This is a genomic window from Lactococcus sp. S47, assembly GCF_016517475.1.
Taxonomy (GTDB): Bacteria; Bacillota; Bacilli; order Lactobacillales; family Streptococcaceae; genus Lactococcus; species Lactococcus lactis.
Map to the genome: position 1 here is coordinate 288,067 of NZ_JACVUB010000001.1, position 21,597 is coordinate 309,663.

Here is a 21,597-nt window from a genome sequence, read left to right on the forward strand (position 1 = left end):
AAAGAAAATCATGATTCGCATAACACAAATCAAAATTTCAATTGATGAACCTGTCAGTAAGGTTAAAAGTCTTGTTTTGAAAAAACTAAGACTACAAGAATCTGACTTACTGGATTATCGAATTTACAAAGAATCAATTGATGCAAGACATAGAGGCGAAATTGATTTTATCTATACTGTTGATATTAAACTTAAAGATGAAGCAAGAATTCTGTCTAAAAAAATAAAAAATGTTTCTTTGGCACCTGAATTGGATTATGTCAATCCAGTTATAGGAAGTAAAAAAATGCTTCATCGGCCTGTAGTCATTGGATTTGGTCCCGCAGGAATGTTTGCGGCTTTATTATTGGCTCAAAATGGTTATCGACCAATTATTCTTGAAAGAGGTCAAGCTGTTGATGAGCGTGTAAAATCAATTGATAAGTTTTGGCTTGAAGGAAAACTTAATCCAAAATCGAATGTTCAATTTGGTGAAGGTGGAGCAGGAACTTTTTCTGACGGTAAATTAACGAGTCGTGTTCGTGATTTGCGTGGTCGTAAGGTTTTGGAGGAATTTGTACAAGCTGGTGCCCCAGAAGATATTCTTTATAAGGCACATCCTCATGTCGGAACCGACTTACTTCGTGATATTGTTAAAAATATCCGAAAACAAATTATTGAGTTGGGCGGAGAAGTTCATTTTGATGCTCAAGTTGAAGAATTTTTAATTGAAGATGAAGAATTACAGGCTGTAAAACTTGCTGACGGAAATATTATTAAAACAAATCAGGCTATTTTAGCCATTGGTCATTCGGCACGTGATACTTTCTCAGAACTTTATGATAAAGGGGTAACGATTACAGCTAAACCCTTTGCTGTTGGAGTCAGAATTGAACATCCCCAATCTTTAATCAATAAAGCACAATATAAAGAATTTGCTGACCATCCACGTCTTGGAGCAGCAGAATATCGCTTAACTTATAAGGCATCATCAGGGCGTGGCGTTTATACTTTCTGTATGTGTCCAGGAGGACTGGTTGTCCCAGCTGCATCAGAAGAAGGTGGCCTTGTAACTAATGGGATGTCTGAACATGCTAGAAACCAAAAAAATGCAAATTCTGGACTTTTAGTCCAAGTTTTTCCAGAAGATTTCCCAACTGACCATCCACTTGCTGGAGTAGAGTTCCAAAAGGAATTAGAACATAAAGCCTTTGAATTAGGTGGTTCTAATTATCAAGCACCAGCTCAACTTGTTGGAGACTTTCTTGATGGAAAAGCCTCTAAAGCAATGGGAACAGTTGAACCTAGTTATGCTTTAGGAGTCAAACCAACTAATCTTGAATCGCTATTCCCAGACTATGTTACACAATCTATGCGTGAAGCGATTGTTGGATTAGATAAAAAAATGCATGGCTTTGCCCTTTCTGATGCTGTAATGACAGGGGTTGAATCTCGTTCATCTTCACCGGTCAGAATTAATCGTGATGAAGAAAATTATCAATCTGTTTCGACAAAAGGAATCTATCCTTCAGGTGAAGGGGCTGGTTTTGCTGGCGGAATTGTCTCAGCCGGTATTGACGGTTTAAAATGTGCTGAGAGCATGATTGCAGAATTCGCTAAACCTTTGATGGAGGACTAAAATGGCTCAAAAGACTCATGATTACGAAAGAGAATCTGAAGACTTTTATGACCATATTGCGAGTCGTTTTGATTATAGTTTTGATGGATTTTTAGCCAGTTTTTTCAAGAGATTTATTATAAAACATTTAAAAGTTGAAAAAAATTCAAGAATCTTAGATGTTGGTTGTGCTAATGGAAATCTTTTGGCAATGTTAAATCGAAAAGAGAAAATTTTTGGAAGTGGCTTAGATATTTCGTCAGAAATGATAAAAATTGCTCAAGTTAAGCATCCTAATTTTACTTTTAAGCAAGGCTCTGCTCAAAAAATTCCCTTTGAGGATGCTAATTTTGATTTGATTATTTGTTCAGCGAGCTTTCATCATTTTCCTTTGCCTGAAGTTTTTTTAGCAGAGGCTAAACGACTGCTGGCGCCGGAGGGGAAATTGGTCATCGCTGAGATTCATATTCCATTTATTACAAAAGCCTATAATTGGCGACTTAATAAATTTTCAACAGAAGGAGATGTAAAAGTCTATCAGCCAAAAGAACTGACAAGAATTTTTAATCACAACGGTTGGAAAATTACTGACAAAAAGTTTTTTTTACAGATTCAATATTATGAACTAGAAAAAAATTACTGACAGAAAAACAAAAAGACTTGAACAATATCTGTCAGTAATTCTAAAAAAAGAATTAGGAAAAAAATATGGAACAAGAACAACACCGAGGTTTCAAAGCCTCTTGGTTTTTCAAGTGGTTTATTAATAATAAAGTAGTTGCAGCTTTAGCAATCGTCCTTCTCTTATTACTGAATATTCTCTTACTCAATAAAGTTGGATTTATTTTTAAACCTGTAGGAGAATTTATAACGGTTATCTCGCTGCCCGTTATTTTGGCAGCTGTATTTTATTATCTTCTTAACCCAATTGTTGATTTTTTGGAAAAGAAAAGAGTCCCACGAGTTGTTACGATTATTGTTCTTTTCTTAATAATTGCAGCTTTGATTGCTTGGGGCTTAATTGTTGCTATTCCTAATATTATCAGTGGAGTAGATAATTTTGCTTCGTCAGTCCCTCACTATGTAAATACTGCTCAAAAAGAGATTAATGCTTTAGCAAAAAATCCACATTTTGAACAATTTCGACCACAAGTTGACCAGTTTGCTAAGTCAATTGGTAATCAATTGATTGATTGGTCAAAAGCTTTCTCTGTTAATGCTGTTACGACTCTTTCACATCTCATCAGTAAAACAACAAGTATCTTAATTTCATTAATTGTATTCCCTTTTGTTCTTTTTTACTTATTGAGAGATGGTCAAAGATTAAATGGATTTGTCACTCATTTATTGCCAAATGATTGGCGTAAAGAAACTTCAAAAGTTTTGCACGAAATTAATAGTCAGCTTTCAAATTATGTCCGTGGCCAAGTTTTGGTCGCAATTGCGGTTGCTATCATGTTTATGATTGGTTTACCTATTATTGGTTTGCGTTATGCTGTTGCTTTAGCAATCACCGCTGGATTTTTGAATTTAGTTCCATTTTTAGGCTCATTTTTAGCTGCTATCCCAATGGTAATTGTTGGTTTAGCAATTGGTGGACCTTTGATGCTTGTAAAAGTAATCATTGTCCTTATTATTGAGCAAACACTTGAAGGAAGATTTATTTCTCCTTTAGTTCTTGGAAAACAAATGTCAATTCATCCAATTACAATATTATTTGTTTTACTGACAGCAGGTCAAATTCTGGGTGTCTGGGGAGTATTACTTGCTATCCCATTCTATGCAACTTTGAAAGTTATTATTGTCCATGTTTACGAATGGTATCGTGAAATTTCAGTTCTTTATCGTGAAGAAACGACTACAGAAGAAGCAAATGAGTAATTAATAGAATAAAAAATAAGGAGAAAAATGTCTTATTCAGAAGATACAATTGATTTCTTACATCAGGGAGATCTGATTGGAATGCAAAATTCACTTGCTAAAGCATTAAAAAATGATAATAGTGAAATGTTGGCTGACCTAGCCGAATATTTGCAAATGATGGGTTTCATTGATGAAAGTCAAAAAATTTATGATCAAATTATGTCAGAAGATCCGGAAACAACTGATTACCTGATTAACTTAGCAGAAATTGCAGAAGATAACGGTAATTTGGATGAAGCATTAAATTACCTTTATCAAATACCGGTGAATGATGAAAATTATATTGCTGCTTTAGTCAAAATTGCTGACTTATACCAATTTGAAGGTGATTTTGAAACAGCAATTTCTAAGTTAGAAGAAGCAAGAGAATTATCGGATTCTCCTCTGATTACTTTTGCTTTGGCTGAGTCCTACTTTGAACAAGGTGATTATTCAGCTGCCATTACCGAATATGCAAAACTTTCAGAACGCAAAATTTTACATGAAACAAAAATTTCTATTTACCAAAGAATTGGTGACTCTTATGCCCAATTAGGTAATTTTGAGAATGCCATATCATTTCTTGAAAAATCACTTGAATTTGATGAAAAACCGGAAACCTTGTATAAAATTGCTCTTCTTTATGGAGAAACTCATAATGAAACAAGAGCCATTGCTAATTTCAAATGGTTAGAAAAAATGGATGTTGAATTTTTGAACTATGAATTAGCCTATGCCCAAACCCTAGAAGCTAATCAAGAATTTGAAGCTGCACTAGAAATGGCAAAGAAAGGGATGAAAAAAAATCCTAATGCCGTTCCTCTCTTACACTTCGCTTCAAAAATTAGTTTCAAACTTAAGGACAAAGCTGCAGCAGAACGTTATCTCATGGATGCTTTGAATTTACCAGAATTACATGACGAAACAGTCTTTTTGCTTGCTAATTTATACTTCAACGAAGAAGATTTTGAAGCTGTCATTAATCTTGAAGAGCTTTTAGAAGATGAACATTTATTAGCGAAATGGCTTTTTGCAGGAGCACATAAAGCTTTGGAAAATGATTCTGAAGCGGCTGCTTTGTATGAAGAACTCATTCAAACCAATCTGTCAGAGAATCCAGAGTTTTTAGAAGACTATATTGATTTTCTTAAAGAAATTGGTCAAATTTCTAAAACAGAACCAATTATTGAACAATATTTGGAACTTGTTCCAGATGATGAAAATATGAGAAATTTACTGATAGACTTAAAAAATAATTACTGACAAAGCTGTCAGTAATTATTTTTTATTGTAAGCTAGAAAATTCACAAACTTGCGTCAAAATAATTGTAAAAGGTTCTATTATCTGATAAAATGATTGTGAAGTAATCCAAGAGATTATGAAATATGAATTAGAACAAATAGAGGTAAAATAAAAAATGTCTGAGAAACAATTTGGGGCGAACTTGGTTGTCGATAGTTTGATTAACCATAAAGTGAAGTATGTATTTGGGATTCCAGGAGCAAAAATTGACCGGGTTTTTGATTTATTAGAAAATGAAGAAGGCCCTCAAATGGTCGTGACTCGTCATGAGCAAGGAGCTGCTTTCATGGCTCAAGCTGTTGGTCGTTTGACTGGCGAACCTGGTGTAGTAGTTGTTACGAGTGGGCCTGGTGTATCAAACCTTGCGACTCCGCTTTTGACCGCGACTTCAGAAGGTGATGCTATTTTGGCTATCGGTGGACAAGTTAAACGAAGTGACCGTCTTAAACGTGCGCACCAATCAATGGATAATGCTGGAATGATGCAATCAGCAACAAAATATTCAGCAGAAGTTCTTGACCCTGATACACTTTCTGAATCAATTGCCAACGCTTATCGTATTGCAAAATCAGGACATCCAGGTGCAACTTTCTTATCAATCCCCCAAGATGTAACGGATGCCGAAGTATCAATCAAAGCCATTCAACCACTTTCAGACCCTAAAATGGGGAATGCCTCTATTGATGACATTAATTATTTAGCACAAGCAATTAAAAATGCTGTATTGCCAGTAATTTTGGTTGGAGCTGGTGCTTCAGATGCTAAAGTCGCTTCATCATTGCGTAATCTATTGACTCATGTTAATATTCCTGTCGTTGAAACATTCCAAGGTGCAGGGGTTATTTCACATGATTTAGAACATACTTTTTATGGACGTATCGGACTTTTCCGCAATCAACCAGGAGATATGCTTTTGAAGCGTTCTGACCTTGTTATTGCTGTTGGTTACGACCCAATTGAATATGAAGCTCGTAACTGGAATGCAGAAATTGATAGTCGAATTATCGTTATTGATAATGCCATTGCTGAAATTGATACTTACTACCAACCAGAGCGTGAATTAATTGGTGATATCGCAGCAACATTGGATAATCTTTTACCGGCTGTTCGTGGCTACAAAATTCCAAAAGGAACAAAAGATTATCTCGATGGGCTTCATGAAGTTGCTGAGCAACACGAATTTGATACTGAAAATACTGAAGAAGGTAGAATCCACCCTCTTGATTTGGTCAGCACTTTCCAAGAAATCGTCAAAGATGATGAAACAGTAACCGTTGACGTAGGTTCACTCTACATTTGGATGGCACGTCATTTCAAATCATACGAACCACGTCATCTCCTCTTCTCAAACGGAATGCAAACACTTGGAGTTGCACTTCCTTGGGCAATTACAGCCGCATTGTTGCGCCCAGGTAAAAAAGTTTATTCACACTCTGGTGATGGAGGTTTCCTTTTCACAGGGCAAGAATTGGAAACAGCTGTACGTTTGAATCTTCCAATCGTTCAAATTATCTGGAATGACGGCCATTATGATATGGTTAAATTCCAAGAAGAAATGAAATATGGTCGTTCAGCAGCCGTTGATTTTGGCTATGTTGATTACGTAAAATATGCTGAAGCAATGGGAGCAAAAGGTTACCGTGCACACAGCAAAGAAGAACTTGCTGAAATTCTTAAATCAATCCCAGATACTACTGGACCAGTAGTAATTGACGTTCCTTTGGACTATTCTGATAACATTAAATTAGCAGAAAAATTATTGCCAGAAGAATTTTACTGATAAGAATCAAATAGTTTGTAAAAAAATAAAAAACCTTGAACCTTTAAGAATTCAAGGTTTTTTTATTACGTATATTAGGTTTAAACATTAGAATAGTTTTAAGTTTGGTATAATAAATTTTTAAAAAAAAGATAAATAACAAGTATCGTTGTACATTATTTGTATATTGCTATGTCATATTATTTCCTCTATCATATTATTATATAGAAAATGAATTTCTATTCAGTAAATAAGAATTCATATTTAGGAGGTAATATTGTTTTTAACAAATTTATTATTGCAAATTATTATTATTTTTATTTTAATGCTGGTTGGTGTATTTTTAAAAAAAATTGGCTTTCTCAGAGATACAACTAATACTGATTTAACAAAAATTATTTTATATTTTATCTCTCCATGTGTAATCATTAAAGCTTTTGAGCAAAAATTTACTGCGGATCGTATGATAACCTTTTTGATAACTAGTATCGGTGTTTTCGCTATTTATATTATTTCCATAATTATTTCAAAACTCATCTTTTCTAAAGTAAAGGATAAAAACTTACAACGAACTTTAAAATATGGAAGTGTATACCCAAATTCAGGATTCATGGGAATTCCATTAGCTCAGGCACTTTTTGGAAGCCAAGGTGTATTTTTTAGTGTTATCTCAGTTTTAGCTTTTAACATATTTTCTTGGAGCCATGGTGTAAGTCTATTTAACGAGCAAAAAGGTTGGAAAGAGTTATCACGTGATATTTTGATGAATCCCAATATTATAGCTATTTTACTAGGGATTTTTGTATTTGTTTTTTCAATACCTATCCCTAACGTAGTTAACCAATTACTAGATTATATAGCTGCGATGTTTGCACCCCTGTCCATGATTATAATAGGTTGTAGTTTAGCAGATATTCAGTTAAAAGCTTTAAGTTTTAATCGATTATTAATTTTAGCTATCCTTTTGAAAAATTTTATATACCCAATTTTTTCTATATTTATTTTAATATCATTGGGAGTCACGGGTACCTCACTTTTAACAACAGTAATATTGACTTCTTGTCCAGTTGCTGGCTTAGTTGTTTTATTTACATTGGAATCGAAAGGTGATGCAGAACCAGGAATACTCTTGGTTAGTTTGTCTACGATTTTATCATTAATAACAATCCCATTCATCATTTTTTTCCTTAATTTTTTGCATCTAAATTCCTAATGTTGAACCTCTACAATTGTGATATAATATTATATTCTAAAGCAGTCTGCTAACGGTTTGAAAAAATAGTTCTTATAAAAAATATAAATAGAAATACTCCCTGATAACTCTCCGGGAGTATTATATTTTAGAAATATAGATTAAGTACTTAAAACTAGCTCCGTATTTGTAAACCTATATAATAAATTATTTTCTATAAAACTGATCATAAACAGATTTAATGGCTAAAGAAGCAAATAACAAACTAATGAAAAAACATGATTTAACAGCAAATATTTGGAAAAAAAAGAGTGATAATATTGCTCCAATAAAGAAACACAAAATTAATTTTATAAAAAATTTGATCTTTTTTAAAGATTTGATTTCAGGGTTATTTATATAATTGATCAAGTTAAGACCTAATCCTTTTATATTACCACTAACATATAAATTGATATAAGAATGACCTTCTACAGTATTAAATAGAACCCATTGAATTGAAACAGTAAAAGCAATTAGTGCAATCACCATACTGGGATGGTTGTAAAATATTGGAAATCCAATTAAAGAAAATATAATTGCTTCAAAAAATAAAGTATATACTTCCCAACCGGGTAATTTCTGTAGCAAATTCTGCATTAGTCTTGCAAATAAAACCCCTAAAAAAAAGCATAATACGGCCAGCCCCTTTTTTATGGCTAAATCATAATGATGTGTATATATATTTGATAATGCAAGTATTAGATTCCCACTATGAGCTACTGGAAATGCATTATACTTTAAGAAAGTATAATGCATTTCCAGTAGCTCCTCCTATAAATGTTAGATACATTGCAAAATGGATTTTTTCATAAAATGCTAAATTCATATAAACTTCCCTTTCGTTGATAACCAGACAAAACTTCTTTTAAAAATTTAAATCTAATACTATTTTTGGCTAATTAATTCTTCCATTAAGGTTTAACAGAAGAAATCTATAATAAAAAATATAAAACTAATTATTTCTTAATTTCTCTCTATATTTGATTCTAATCAATTCGTTCAACTCATTTAGAATTAGCTCATCCTCAATTGAATCCAGATAAAATATTTCTTTACCACTTGATTTATTAAATCTTTCATACGTGTCAGTTATAACAATATCAGCTTCGTCATAGCTATCAGTAATATAGATATTTTGTTTGTTATAGAAACTAGTTAATCTATTTCTAATAAAAATTTCTGTTGTAAATGATTTAATGACTTGAATATATATACTCAATTGGCCTTTTTTCTCAGAAATAGATAATGAACATATTAGATTACTTAGAAGATTAGTGTGTTTTCTATCGTTTACTACCGATAATATTTCTTCTTTAATTTTAGAAAACAACAACGTATTTTGGGGCAATTCAAAATGTGTAAAAGGAATATAAAAACTAAGTACATCCTTGTTCTCATCATTGAGCAGACACCAAGCATTAAAAATTACAATGTAATAAAGGTATAAGTACTTTCGTTCATCATTTTCTAACCCATTAACATTAATTAAAGAAGCTATTTTAGTAAATATCTTTTTAGCAAGTATACAAAATGGATGTTCAGAAGTAGAAAAATATTTTCCTAATTTCTTTTTTTGTTCCATCGAAAAAATATAAGGAAGGAATATCCTAGACAAAAAACTAAAGTATAACATTTCTATTTTTTTACTTTTTCCAAGTTTAATAATTGAAAAAAAGTTTGGATGAATTAGAGAGGAAATATCAAAGTCTTGATAAATAATTTCAAAGAAGGACATCATATCTTTGGAAAATGGTGCTATTAAAAATTTATTATCAGCTACTCTAATTGATAAGACAGTATATAGTAAATACAAAGCCCTCTTTTTAGTACTGGCCCATTTGTCAGAATTTTGTAATATTTTCTGAGGTTTTGGAATGTCTTCAAATGGCCAATCCACTTCCTGAAATGCGTCTTGTAAAAAAAGGTATGAAAAAAGTCGAATAGACAGTTCATTGCCCTCCAAACAATAAATTCCTTGATTATTTAAGATCGTTATTCCAAATTCTTCAAAAAATATATTAAGTTTATGTATTAGTTTAGGTAGATAGTATTCTGATATAAAAAGAGAACGAATCAAATGTTCTCTACTTATTTTAGAGTGAGTAACCAGCTTAACGCAGCAATTAAATAAGACATTACTCTTTAAAAGATATAGTCGTAAATTATAAGCATATTCTAATGAGCAGTACTTATAATTTGAATTTACGCAAATACTTCCAAAATTATTTGAAACAATAAAGCCAATTACTGAAAAATAATCTTCCATAGAAGTATTAATCTTTATTATATTTTCTTTTACAATTCTCTTCGAAACCCCTAAGCTAGCAGAAACATCGTTAAGAGTTGTTGATTTCTTTTTAATTATATAGAATAAAACCTCTATTTCAATATTTAAATAACAGGGAATAATATTTTTTAACATGGATAAATTTTTATACTGGTGATTGTACTTTCCTTTCTTATTTATTAGGTAAATATATGATTAATAACACATATAAGTGTCTTATTTTTTATACGACTAATTATATATTTATCTTCAATTAATTACAACGAAAGGTAAAAGTTAATGTACTGATATTCTTACAAAAAAAAGAGAAAAGGTTGATAGAAAGCCATACGTGTACCTTTATACACAAACGATGTATAACGATATACAGCATTTATGTATTGTTTATGATGCGCAATATATTATAAAATATAAATATAATAAATATAGTTCTATTTGATAAAGGAGGTATTATTTTTCGAGATACCAAAAAATTTTTAAATGATATATGAGGTATGAAACCTAAAACTCTTTTCAATACTTTCAACAAGCTTAATGTAAAAATCTTAAATATCATACCAAAAATTATATGGTTACTGAGGAGAAATTTTAATGAAAAAAATAGTTAATTCCTTTTTACTAGGTATTTTGCTTGTTATGGGGATAGCACTAATAAATGTAAAAACATGTGAAGCATATGAACCTGGAGGCGTTAAAGTAAAACTTTTACCAACACCTAAGCCAACTATTAATGCAGACATTTCAAATATATATTCAAGTTCTAGTCAAGTTATCCCTGTCTTTCTACAGGGAACTTGTGATAATTCAGATACTAGCATTACCGACTTCCCTCTTATTGCACAAACTGGCCTTTCTTTTATATGTGATGTTAACTTTTCAAGCTTATCCAGTGAGGAAGATATAACACCGGAAACGTTGAAAGCAGCAGTGGACAAAGGCTTTGCCTTATCTCCTTCTTCATTTAAATTAACACTAGATAATTATCCTGGACATGATACAACCATAGTCAATACGAATGGATTTAATGTAGTTAATGCTCCATCAGGAGAAAAAGTGCTTCGTATAACTATGAGGGGTGATTCAGAAACCGGGGTAGCTAGTATGTTATGGAACTATATATTTGACAGTGGTCTACCAAAAGATAATGTTCCAAACCATATATCAATGGCTTTTGACAAGCATGTGTTGTTGTCTGCGGAAGGATTACCTTTTGATGAAAGTCCAAATAAAGTTAATACCAAAGGATGGATATTTCCCTCACAAGACAATAAAATTGTTGGAAAAGCAACTTTTTACGATTGGGATCAGTGCCAAACTGAATTTTTGCATAGGTCTAAGATTTCTTTAATAGATGGAGCTAAACCATCTAATACCATGGAAATAGATATTCCTACATGGTCAACTTATATTTCTCCGTGGGACAGTAAAAATGAATATAATATAGAGCATGCATCCTTTGATGAAGTCAAAGGAGTTAATACTCAACTTCCAGGCGGATATCTCACTCCAACAATACAATGGAATTTAAGGAAAGATGGGTTCCCAACAGCAGAGATGGTGGCTAAAAGATTCGGTAGAGTTGTTAATATCTTTAATAAAACAGTTGACACTCAGCCTAAAGTACAAGCAACTGCACAAAAGACATCCCAAGGGGAAAATTTTGTTTTAAGTTCTAGCGAACAAAATGTGCTCCAACGCCCGATAACGCTCCAAACACTATTTAAGGCTGAAAAGCCACAACTACTAATGGCTACAATGGGGAGTGAAAGTTACGGAAGTCAACAACCAATTGATCTTAAGTTTTCTTTTGATGCGCCAACAAGCCAAAAGGTAACACTATGGGAATCTGTCGACCAAGGCGATTTTAAGCAAGTTCAAACCTATGACTTAAGTGATTCAAGCGAATCCGGGGCAACAAAACAAGCTTCTTTACCTCCTATTAATCAAACGGGAAAACATACCTTACGTTTTAAATTAACGGATTCAAACGACCTCGAATCTAACTCTATTGATTCAATAGTTACTATTGACCAGCGTGAACTAAAGACTCAAAACAGTGTAATTTATCAATACAATCCATGGGATAAAAGCTCAAATATTTTAACTGTAACAGATCGAGATGGAAACCCTGTTAAGGATGATCAAGTAATAGTTAATGGAGAAGTTGATACAAAAAAAGTAGGTGTATATCCACTAACCTTCACATACGATGGCATGGTAACGCATAATGAAGTAAAAGTTTTAGAAACTAAAAGTAGCCTTGATGTTCAGGATATTGTTTTAACCGTCGGTGATTCATTAGATATTAGTAAAGGATTTTTGTCAGCAACGGACAATGCCGGGAATCCATTAAAGTTTGATAAGGTGTCAGTATTGGGGGCAGATAAAGTGGATACTCATAAAGTAGGTGATTATTCATTAACATACTCTTTAAAACCTATTTCTCCTATAGAAAAAGTAGTACATGTTCATGTTAAATCTGGAGCATTGACACTATCAAGTTTACCTAGTATTGATTTTAATAACATTATTTTAAATGGAAGTAGTCAAACTTCAAAGCCTAAAATAGAAGATATATCATTGAACTTGCGGGATCGTCGAGGGTTATCTGATGGGTGGGATTTACAGGCAAGCTATCTAAAGGGAGCCTCCTTGGGAGGAGGGATGACTTTAAGCCTTGCTCCTACTTCTGATCAAGGGAAGGTTGCGGCAGTTTCATTGAATGGAAGCGCCCAAAATATTGATGTTCTAGAAAAAGCAGATGTTAACAAACCAGATACAAACATTATTTTGAACCCTACTATTGATGTCCCTGCTCATGTGACTCCTAATAGCTATACTGCAACCATTGTCTGGAATTTGCAAGAAGTTCCTGCTTCTTAATAAAAGTTGACATATAGATATAGAAAGGGACAGAAGATGAAAACCCAGATCACGTGTTTGCTATTAACTTCAGTTTTAGCTTTAGGTGGAGGAACGAATACCTGGGCGGATACGACCTCAAGTCAAACTGATGTTACGATTACAGTTAAAGCCTCCCCTTCAGTAGTTCCTGCTCCCAATCAAATTATTCCCTTAAATCAGTCTTATACACCTATCCGTGTGACACCTGTTCAAGGATTACTTCCACAGACTAATGACCGATACGACCCTTTTAAGGAGGGGGTTCTAGGGTTATTTTGCTTACTTCTAGCAAGCTTAATTTCAGGACTTAATTTATCAAAAAATAAAGAGAAAAAGGAAATGATGAAATGATAAAAACAACAACAGTTGCAACGACAGCTTTACTCACAATGCTCGGAGGAACCTTTTTATTTCAAGGGGTAGCCCACGCAGATTCAACAACTAATACCAACGCAACTATTTCAGTAACAAGTGGTGGATTAAACATTGATCCCCTTGCCAGTATTGATTTTAATGCGATTACTTTAAATGGGCAGGCACAAACATCGACGCCTAAAACGACAGGAGTAGCTTTAAATTTACATGACTATCGTGGTTCTACTACTGGTTGGTATCTACAAGCAAACTATAAAAAAGACGCAACTTTAGGGGGAGGGATGACATTAAAACTTGCTCCTACTTCTGATCAAGGGAAGGTTGCGGCCGTTTCATTGAATGGAAGCGCCCAAAATATTGATGTTCTAGATAAAGCAGATGCAACTAAACCAGATACAAAAATTACTTTGAGTCCAAGTATTGAGGTTCCAGCCAAAACTACTCCTAACCAATATACCGCAACCATTGTTTGGAATGTGGTTGATGGAGCTCCTAGCTGATGACACTTCAGGTGTAAAAACAAGAAAAGAGACCACTCTCTTAAAAGAGTGGCTTTTTTAACTAAGGAATCTCAAATGAAAAAATATTTTATGCTCTTTTTCTCTCTCCTACTTTTCATAAGCTTTGGGAGTCAGGGTTTTGTGAATGCTCAAGAGAGCTCATCTTCTGAAAAGCCAGGAAATTATACGGTTACTCCTAACTTTGGTATCTCTCAAAAGAAAGAGACTTCTAATTTTTATGATATGAAATTAGCCCCTAAAGCAAGTGATAATTTTGAATTAACGCTTAATAATGAATCTAACCAGCCTCAAACATTTCAAATTGAAATTAATAACGCGACAACCAATTGCAATGGGATTGTCGACTATACTCAATCAAAATTTAAGAAAGATCCTTCTATGAAGTTAGATCTAAAGGACTTGATTAAGAATGACAGCCCACAACTTACAGTAGGTGGACACCAATCGCATACAGTTCGTTTTCATTTAACAATGCCCGATCAAGCTATTAATGGGATTTTATTAGGAGGAATCGTTGTTCGTCCAGTCCAAGAAAAAAAAGAAGGTAAAGGCATACAAAACGTCTTTATCCATACGATTGCGCTTCGGATTTCCGAAAATGATACACCTGTTCACTCCGAACTGATTGGGGGCGATGTCAAAATCGGACAGGAAAATTTACACAACCAGGTCAGTATGGCCATTCGCAATCCTCAAGCTAAATTAATGTCTCAGCTGAATGGGGATTTTATCATCACTAAAAAAGGAGAAACAAAACCATTAGTTAATATCCAAAAGCAGAACCTGAGTATTGCGCCTAATAGTGCTTTTGAACTCCCTGTATCACTTAATGATCACTTTAAACCAGGAACCTATACTTATAAGATCGTCTTGAAGAATGATCATGAAGACTGGCAATTTTCAAAAGACTTTACTATTAAAGAAAGCGAAGCTAACATGTATAATCAGACGTCTGTAGATTACACAAAAAAAACAGACTTAAATTGGTTACATTATATGTTGGTAGGAATAACTTTGTTTTTATTGCTAATATTATTCTATTTTTTGGGAAAGCGAAGTAAGTAAAACAAAACACATACATACATACATACATACATATACATTCATATTCAGCTTTTTTATTTCGAACTTAAAAAAGCTAGTTAATTAAACTAGGAATATTAAAATGTATAAATTAAATAGAAAAAGTCGCTTATTATTATAAATATTCAGCGACTTTTTCTATAAAATAATGAAATAAAAAGGTTTAAATAATTATTAATAAAGTTTTGCCAAAGAATAATCGGTATTAAAAATATCGGATAATGTACTTAGGATATTATTTTGGGGCAAAAATAATTAATGATATAATGAAAACGAATACAACGATGCAGGTGCAGTAATAAATTAAATACAAAATAGAAAGCAGGTGAAGAATGATTCTAAACAAAAAAGGAACTGTAATAGTCTCTCTAATTGGTCTAATATTTATTAGCTTACTAACATTGCTATCAGTTCAAACTAAACAGACTAATGCTGAAGAAGTAGTTACTGTTAATTCAACTGATGTTGATACGGGAGCTACAACACTTACTAGGAGTGATTTCAATGATAATTTTACTTTATCAGGTACTGTTGGCATGCGTTATCAAGTCGGTGGAGCTTTTAATCCTTTTGGTCCTGCACTAACTGATGACGAAACGAAAGCTAGATATGATGAAGAAACAGGAATTATCACCTTAACCCCTAATCGAAATGACTGGTCAGGCAATTTCACGCTTAATAATCGAATTTCAACAGAACAACCTTTTAAACTTAAAGGCGCTATTTATTTGGGAGATAGAACTGATGAAGACTGGAGAGATAAAGAAGATGCTGGCGAAAATGGAGGAACTCCAAGTGGAGGTGCGGACGGGATAGGTTTTGCTTTTCATCCTGAAGAAGTAGGAAAGGTTGGTTTTACAGGGGCTAACATGGGGATTGGCGGTCTTAAAGGTGCGATTGGTTATAAGTTTGATACCTACTGGAATACTGCGCAGCAAAGTAATGGTGATGACAACCATCGCTTAGGCTGGGAAGAGGATCCTGGAAGTAAAGCACCTCACCAAGGTAACCCTTTCGGATCTTTTATCGAGACGACAACTGAACCTACTCCGGCCAACACTCCCCTTTTGAATTCAGGCCGAACGGTACCTTTTGCAACTGGTGCAGGATTTGGTGTAGCCGATTGGAATCAAGTTGCTTGGCTAGACACAAGTAAGATACTACAAAATTCAGGTATAAGTCGCCGTGGTGAAATTGGTGATGATACCGACGGCAACCCTGTACAAGGGGAAAGTAGAAGATTAACTTCCGATTATGGGTATGATGCTAATGATGATTTACTAAGTGGTTCAACTAAAGATAACACCACAGGTTTTCAAAATGTCATCTATGATTATAAACCTGGAGATTCAGGAAAAGGAACGCTTAGCATTTATTTGCTCCATGGCATAACAACTAATCCAATCTCATCAGGAACATTGACGGAAGATGGCATTGTTTATGATTTAATTGGTCAAAAAGAAATTGATTCATCTGATTCGCTAGCTTTAGCTGTATCTGCATCAACAGGTGCCTTTCGTAATCTTCAACAATTTAGATTTGATTCTTTTGAATACTCAGCGGTAAAAAGATTGACAATCGATAAAATTTGGGAAGATGAGAGCGATATAAACGGTCTAAGGCCCGATACCATTGAAGTTCAAATTTGGGCAAATCTTAAAGCAACGAATAATAAAGAAGAAGTTCGACTTCCTTATAAGACCCCAATAGAAATAAGAGCTACAGATAATTGGACCTATGTTTATGATAATCTACCAAAATATAATAACGAAGGGCGTGAAATTTTCTATGACGTGACAGAAATTCCCGTAGCTGGTTATGAGTCAACAAGCCAAAGATTAAATGACGAAAATGATTCAGAAATTCAATTTAAACTTTCTAATAAGATTCAAAACCCACTTACCATTTCGGGCGAAAAAATCTGGTTGGATGATGGAAATATTACTTCACGACCAGCTCATATCACAGTTCAACTATGGAGAAAAGATGGTGAGCAAGAACGTCAGGTTCAATTCAATGAATTAGCAACCGGTTATCAAAGCTTTTATGGACAAGTAAATTCTAATGATTTTGTGACACAAGAGACAAATTCAAATAAGAACTGGGAATATACTTTCTCTCACTTGCATGGAATGGAGGAGATAGAAGGAGTTGAACAAGGAATTCAGTATTTCTTAAAAGAAGAGTTATCAACTGACTATAAATATCGCTATGAGTCACAAGTTATAGGACGAGATATTGTCAATACAGCTATTGAAGTAGAAAAAATGAGCTTGATTGTTAATAAAGATTGGGATGATAAGGGCTATGAATCTATCAGACCAGAAACAATTACAATTCAACTATTGGCAAATAATAAGTTGCAAGGGAATCCAGTCACTATTGGAGTCAGTGAAAAATGGACTTGGGAATTTACCGATTTAGCCATAAGAGATGAACTGGGCAATGATATTTTATATTCAATTAAAGAAATTGACGTACCTAAGCATTATCAAGTTGATCAAATTCAAGAAAATAATAAAATTACTTTGATTAATAAATTTGTGAAGGAAGAGCCTAATCCTGAAGAAGAGGAGGAGGACAACAACAACATTAATAATGACGGTGACAACGAACCTACTAATAATAATGATGGTAACTCAAATCATTCAGAAGAAGCACACAACGATGCTAAAAAAGAAACCACAGAAAATCTCCCTGTGGTGGGGCAATATTCAGGATTTTGGTTGATACTTGTTGGTGCCGCATTACTATTTGGAGTTGTATTGTTAGTGAAGCATAAACAAGAAAGAAAAAAATGATAAACTAAAAAAGAACCAAAGCATTATATAAATTCTGGCCAGTTCTGTTAAAAGCAAAAAAACTCTATTTTCATGGAATCTGAAGATACTATGAAAATAGAGTTTTTTTGTTGAAAAATTAAAGTATACTTAGTTGTGAGGCCAAGTCTTGTTTCTTTAACTAAGCAGAAATTTCAAAATTGAATTATTTTGAAGATTGTAAAATTGGAAGGGTTAGAAAGTTTATGTCATTAATGGACTACGTTTTTTTATGCTATAATATGGACAAGAAAATTTAGAGGCAATCAATGAAAAAGGGAAAACTAAAGATATATTTTGGCTATGCTGCTGGTGTTGGAAAAACATTTGCTATGCTCGAAGGGGCGCGTGAGGTTCAGAAATCTGGAATTGATGTTGTTTCAGGCTACATTGAACCTCATAATCGACCAGAGACCTCAAAATTAATTGAAGGGCTCGAAACCTTACCTTTAAAAAAAATAAATTATAAAGGAATTCAATTAAAAGAGTTCAATTTAGAAGAAGCTTTGATTCGTAGACCTCAGGTTATCCTAGTTGATGAATTAGCCCACACAAATTGCCATGGTTCAAGAAATAAGAAGAGATTTCAAGATATTGAAGAACTTTTGAAAGCAGGAATAGATGTTTTTACAACAATAAATATTCAGCATCTTGAAGGTCTAAATGATGTAATTGAAAAAATAACTGGGATTATTGTAAATGAAAAAATTCCTGATTACATATTTGAAGAGGCTGATCAAATTGAGCTAATTGATATTGAACCCGTTGATTTATTAGAACGACTAGATAAAGGAAAAATTTATCAGTTAAACAAAGTAAATCAAGCAAAAGAAAATTTTTTTACATTAGAAAAACTTATCGCCCTTCGGGAAATTGCTTTACGAAAAACTGCTGACCAAGTCAATAAGAGCGCTATTCGTAAAGCTCAAAATAAAAAAAGTATTTATGCAAAAGAACATGTTTTAGTATGTGTTTCAGCTTCACCCTCAGCCTCTCATGTTATTCATGCAGCTGCGAGACTTGCAGTTGCATTTAAAGCAGAATTTACGGCATTATATATCGGTGATTTAGAAAATTCTTCCAAAGAAGAAAAAGATAGACTGAGACAGAATTTACGTTTGGCTGAACAGTTAGGCGCAAAACTATCTGTCCTTTATGGAGATAATGTTTCTAAGCAAATTGTCGAATATGCTAAAATTAGTCAAATATCAAAGTTGGTAATTGGTAAAAGTGTACAAAGTTCATTTTGGAGTAGGGAAAATATTGTAGATCTTATAAGTCTGGAAGCGCCAGAGCTTGATATCTATGTCATTCCAAATGCAAGGGGACAACAAAAAAATACTTCTGGAACTTTGTATAATTTTAAAAAAATCCGGTTTTCATTAAGTGATTTATTGAAAACAATACTGATGCTAGCTCTTGTCACTTCGTGTGGGTTAGCCTTCAAATACTGGAACTTCAATGTTGCTAATATAATTATGCTTTATATTTTAGGAGTTCAGATTAATGCTATTTTTACAAAAGGAAGAATTTTTAGTCTCATTTCCTCAGTCTTATCTGTACTTTGCTTTAATTATTTTTTCACAGAACCTTATTACACTTTTGTAGCCTTTAGCTCTAATTATCCAATTACTTTCTTAATTATGTTGGCTGCTGGATTAATTACGTCGACATTAATCAAAAGAATTCAAGAACAAGTTCGAGTCTCTGCGGAAAAATCATATCGAACAGAAGTACTTTTACAAACGAATAAAGATTTAGCACAGGTTGATTCGGTAGTAGAAATTCTAGAAGCAACAGTTCAACAGTTAAAAAAATTACTTGATCGAGATATTGTGATTTATCCAATCAAAGATAAAGTTTTAGGAGATGAATCATATTTTTCAACTGAGTCTTCTAAGTATAATTTAGAAAAATACCAGAATTTTAATGAGAGAGGTGTAGCTGAGTGGGTAATGCACAATAATAAACGTGCAGGAGCAACGACCAATACATTATCAGCTGCTAATTACTTATATTTGTCAATTCGTGGGAAAAATCAATCTTTTGCGGTGATTGGTATCCTAATGAAGGACAAAAATGAGTTGGAAACATTTGAAAAATCTATAATTCTGGCTATATTAGGTGAAGCAGGATTAGCTTTAGAAAAAGAAATTCTTCGAGAAGTCCAACAAAAAAACGAAATTCAAATTGAGCAAGAACAGTTACGTGTAAATTTGTTACGTGCTATTTCACATGATTTAAGAACTCCACTTACTAGTATTTCTGGACATGCAAAATTACTGATGAAAAATGATAGCACAATAAATAAACTTCAAATTCAAGAATTATCAGCTTATATCTATGATGATTCAATGTGGTTGATTAATTTAGTTGAAAATCTTTTATCTATCACAAGATTGGATGAAAAAATAGAATTAAAGTTGGAAGCAAATATTATTGATGAAGTAGTTGAAGAAGCCCTTAAACATGTAGACAGGCATTTGGAACAGCATGAATTTAGTTTAAATTTAGCCGACGAACTCTTAATGGCAAAAATGGATGTGGCTCTTATGATACAAGTGATTGTAAACTTGATTAATAATGCAGTGAAATATACACAAATTAATTCTAAAATAGAACTACAAACCAAAAAAATTAATGATGAGTTAGTTCTTGAAGTTTCTGATAATGGGCCTGGGATTACTGATAAAGCCAAAGAAAAAATATTTGATTTATTTTATACTGACGAAAATCGGCAAGTTGATTCTAAGCGTGGTTTAGGTTTAGGACTTTCTTTGTGTAAAAGTATTATTTTAGCACATGGAGGACAAATTTATGTTAAAGATAATCAGCCAAATGGAGCAATTATTGGTTTCAAATTACCTTTAGAGGAGGTTTTAATTTCTGATGAACAATGATGATATAAAAATATTGATTTGTGAAGATGATTTGTCAATTAATAAACTCTTATCTTTGACAATGGAGGTTGAAGACTATACTTATGTAGCCGTTCAAAATGGAAAGGAAGCGTTAAGAAAAATTATCTCTCAGCGCCCAGATTTACTAATTTTAGATTTAGGCTTACCGGATATGGACGGAAAAGAGATTATTTCTAAAGTTCGTGGATTCTCTCAACTTCCAATTATCGTAGTCAGCGCCAGAGGAGAAGATGCTGATAAAATAGCAGCTTTAGATGCTGGTGCGGATGATTATTTGACAAAACCATTTAGTACTGATGAACTTTTGGCTCGACTTAGGGTAAGTTTGAGAAGAGCTAAGTTTTCTGGGAATAATCAAAATTTACTGACAGAAGTAACAACTTTTACTAATGGCTGGTTGAAAATAAATTATTTATCAAAGTGTGTTTTTGTAAATGAAAAAGAGATACATCTCACTCCTATTGAGTACAAACTTCTTTGTTTATTAGCAGAAAATTTGGACCGGGTGATGACCTACAACTATCTTGTCAAAGAAATTTGGGGGTATTATGAGGAAGATTTTTCAGCACTTAGAGTATTTGCAAATACGCTACGTAAGAAGATTGAACTTGATTCCAATTATCCAAAGATGATACAGACACATATTGGTGTCGGCTATCGAATGATAAAAATTGACTAAAAAGTACTGACAGATTCGTCAGTACTTTTTTTATGAGAATCTTTAGATTATCTTTATACGAACAACCCAATCTTTACACTCTTTTTATTTTTCAAGTGTTAAAATAATTTCAACATCAAGGAGGAGGAAAATATTTTGATGGATTTATTGATGCTTGGAGGATTAGTAGTAAGTTTTCTACTAATTCTGGCTCTAATAGCTTGGTGTGACAAG

15 protein-coding genes are annotated in these 21,597 nt (G+C 33.1%); 13 read left to right on the top strand and 2 right to left on the bottom strand.

The genetic code is table 11. The features are described 5' to 3' along the window. Positions 1–10: 10 nt before the first annotated feature. The 6 genes from IAE52_RS01385 (at position 11) to IAE52_RS01410 (ending at position 7,774) form a co-directional block, all read left to right on the top strand. Positions 11–1,618, top strand: a complete 1,608-nt coding sequence (locus IAE52_RS01385; RefSeq protein WP_109990873.1) for an NAD(P)/FAD-dependent oxidoreductase — start codon at positions 11–13, stop codon at positions 1,616–1,618. A 1-nt stretch (position 1,619) separates the two neighbouring features. Next, a complete protein-coding gene (locus tag IAE52_RS01390) occupies positions 1,620–2,240 on the top strand; it encodes a class I SAM-dependent methyltransferase (protein ID WP_033899551.1) in 621 nt (206 codons plus the stop codon). A 65-nt stretch (positions 2,241–2,305) separates the two neighbouring features. Next, complete coding sequence (locus tag IAE52_RS01395) at positions 2,306–3,478, top strand: AI-2E family transporter (protein ID WP_153241470.1); 1,173 nt, start codon at positions 2,306–2,308, stop codon at positions 3,476–3,478. A 27-nt stretch (positions 3,479–3,505) separates the two neighbouring features. Further along, positions 3,506–4,762 (top strand): tetratricopeptide repeat protein, encoded by a 1,257-nt coding sequence (locus IAE52_RS01400; protein ID WP_109990874.1) that lies wholly within the window; start codon positions 3,506–3,508, stop codon positions 4,760–4,762. 155 nt (positions 4,763–4,917) lie between these two features. Next, positions 4,918–6,582 (top strand): acetolactate synthase AlsS, encoded by a 1,665-nt coding sequence (gene alsS / locus IAE52_RS01405; protein ID WP_109990875.1) that lies wholly within the window; start codon positions 4,918–4,920, stop codon positions 6,580–6,582. Positions 6,583–6,838: 256 nt separating this feature from the next. Continuing rightward, entirely contained in the window at positions 6,839–7,774 is a 936-nt protein-coding gene (locus IAE52_RS01410; RefSeq protein ID WP_033899552.1) for an AEC family transporter, read from the top strand. A gap of 186 nt (positions 7,775–7,960) precedes the next feature. On the opposite strand, the gene IAE52_RS01415 is transcribed toward IAE52_RS01410, so the two are convergent. Together IAE52_RS01415 and IAE52_RS01420 are read right to left on the bottom strand one after the other, a co-directional pair. Next, positions 7,961–8,551 (bottom strand): YoaK family protein, encoded by a 591-nt coding sequence (locus IAE52_RS01415; RefSeq protein ID WP_200136630.1) that lies wholly within the window; start codon positions 8,549–8,551, stop codon positions 7,961–7,963. Between the two features lie 196 nt (positions 8,552–8,747). Further along, complete coding sequence (locus tag IAE52_RS01420) at positions 8,748–10,217, bottom strand: helix-turn-helix domain-containing protein (RefSeq protein WP_109990876.1); 1,470 nt, start codon at positions 10,215–10,217, stop codon at positions 8,748–8,750. Positions 10,218–10,673: 456 nt separating this feature from the next. Between IAE52_RS01420 and IAE52_RS01425 the strand changes: the two genes are divergently transcribed. From IAE52_RS01425 to IAE52_RS01455, 7 genes are all read left to right on the top strand, one after another. Beyond that, positions 10,674–12,965 (top strand): bacterial Ig-like domain-containing protein, encoded by a 2,292-nt coding sequence (locus IAE52_RS01425; RefSeq protein WP_162551441.1) that lies wholly within the window; start codon positions 10,674–10,676, stop codon positions 12,963–12,965. 36 nt (positions 12,966–13,001) lie between these two features. Continuing rightward, on the top strand, positions 13,002–13,337 hold the full coding sequence (locus tag IAE52_RS01430) for a hypothetical protein (RefSeq protein ID WP_058203812.1): 336 nt from the start codon (positions 13,002–13,004) through the stop codon (positions 13,335–13,337). Further along, a complete protein-coding gene (locus tag IAE52_RS01435; protein ID WP_058203811.1) occupies positions 13,334–13,861 on the top strand; it encodes a hypothetical protein in 528 nt (175 codons plus the stop codon). Before IAE52_RS01430 ends, IAE52_RS01435 begins: the two co-directional genes overlap by 4 nt. A 75-nt stretch (positions 13,862–13,936) precedes the next feature. Then, on the top strand, positions 13,937–14,947 hold the full coding sequence (locus IAE52_RS01440; RefSeq protein WP_162551442.1) for a DUF916 and DUF3324 domain-containing protein: 1,011 nt from the start codon (positions 13,937–13,939) through the stop codon (positions 14,945–14,947). Positions 14,948–15,297: 350 nt separating this feature from the next. After that, the gene (locus IAE52_RS01445) at positions 15,298–17,766 is read left to right on the top strand and encodes a Cna B-type domain-containing protein (protein ID WP_109990878.1); all 2,469 of its coding nucleotides are present in this window, start codon (positions 15,298–15,300) and stop codon (positions 17,764–17,766) included. Positions 17,767–18,053: 287 nt separating this feature from the next. Further along, positions 18,054–20,684: a sensor histidine kinase KdpD gene (locus IAE52_RS01450; protein ID WP_109990879.1), complete on the top strand. Its 2,631-nt coding sequence runs from the start codon at positions 18,054–18,056 to the stop codon at positions 20,682–20,684. After that, the gene (locus IAE52_RS01455) at positions 20,674–21,384 is read left to right on the top strand and encodes a response regulator transcription factor (RefSeq protein ID WP_109990880.1); all 711 of its coding nucleotides are present in this window, start codon (positions 20,674–20,676) and stop codon (positions 21,382–21,384) included. The genes IAE52_RS01450 and IAE52_RS01455 overlap by 11 nt, the downstream gene beginning before the upstream one ends. The last annotated feature ends 213 nt before the right edge of the window (positions 21,385–21,597 follow it).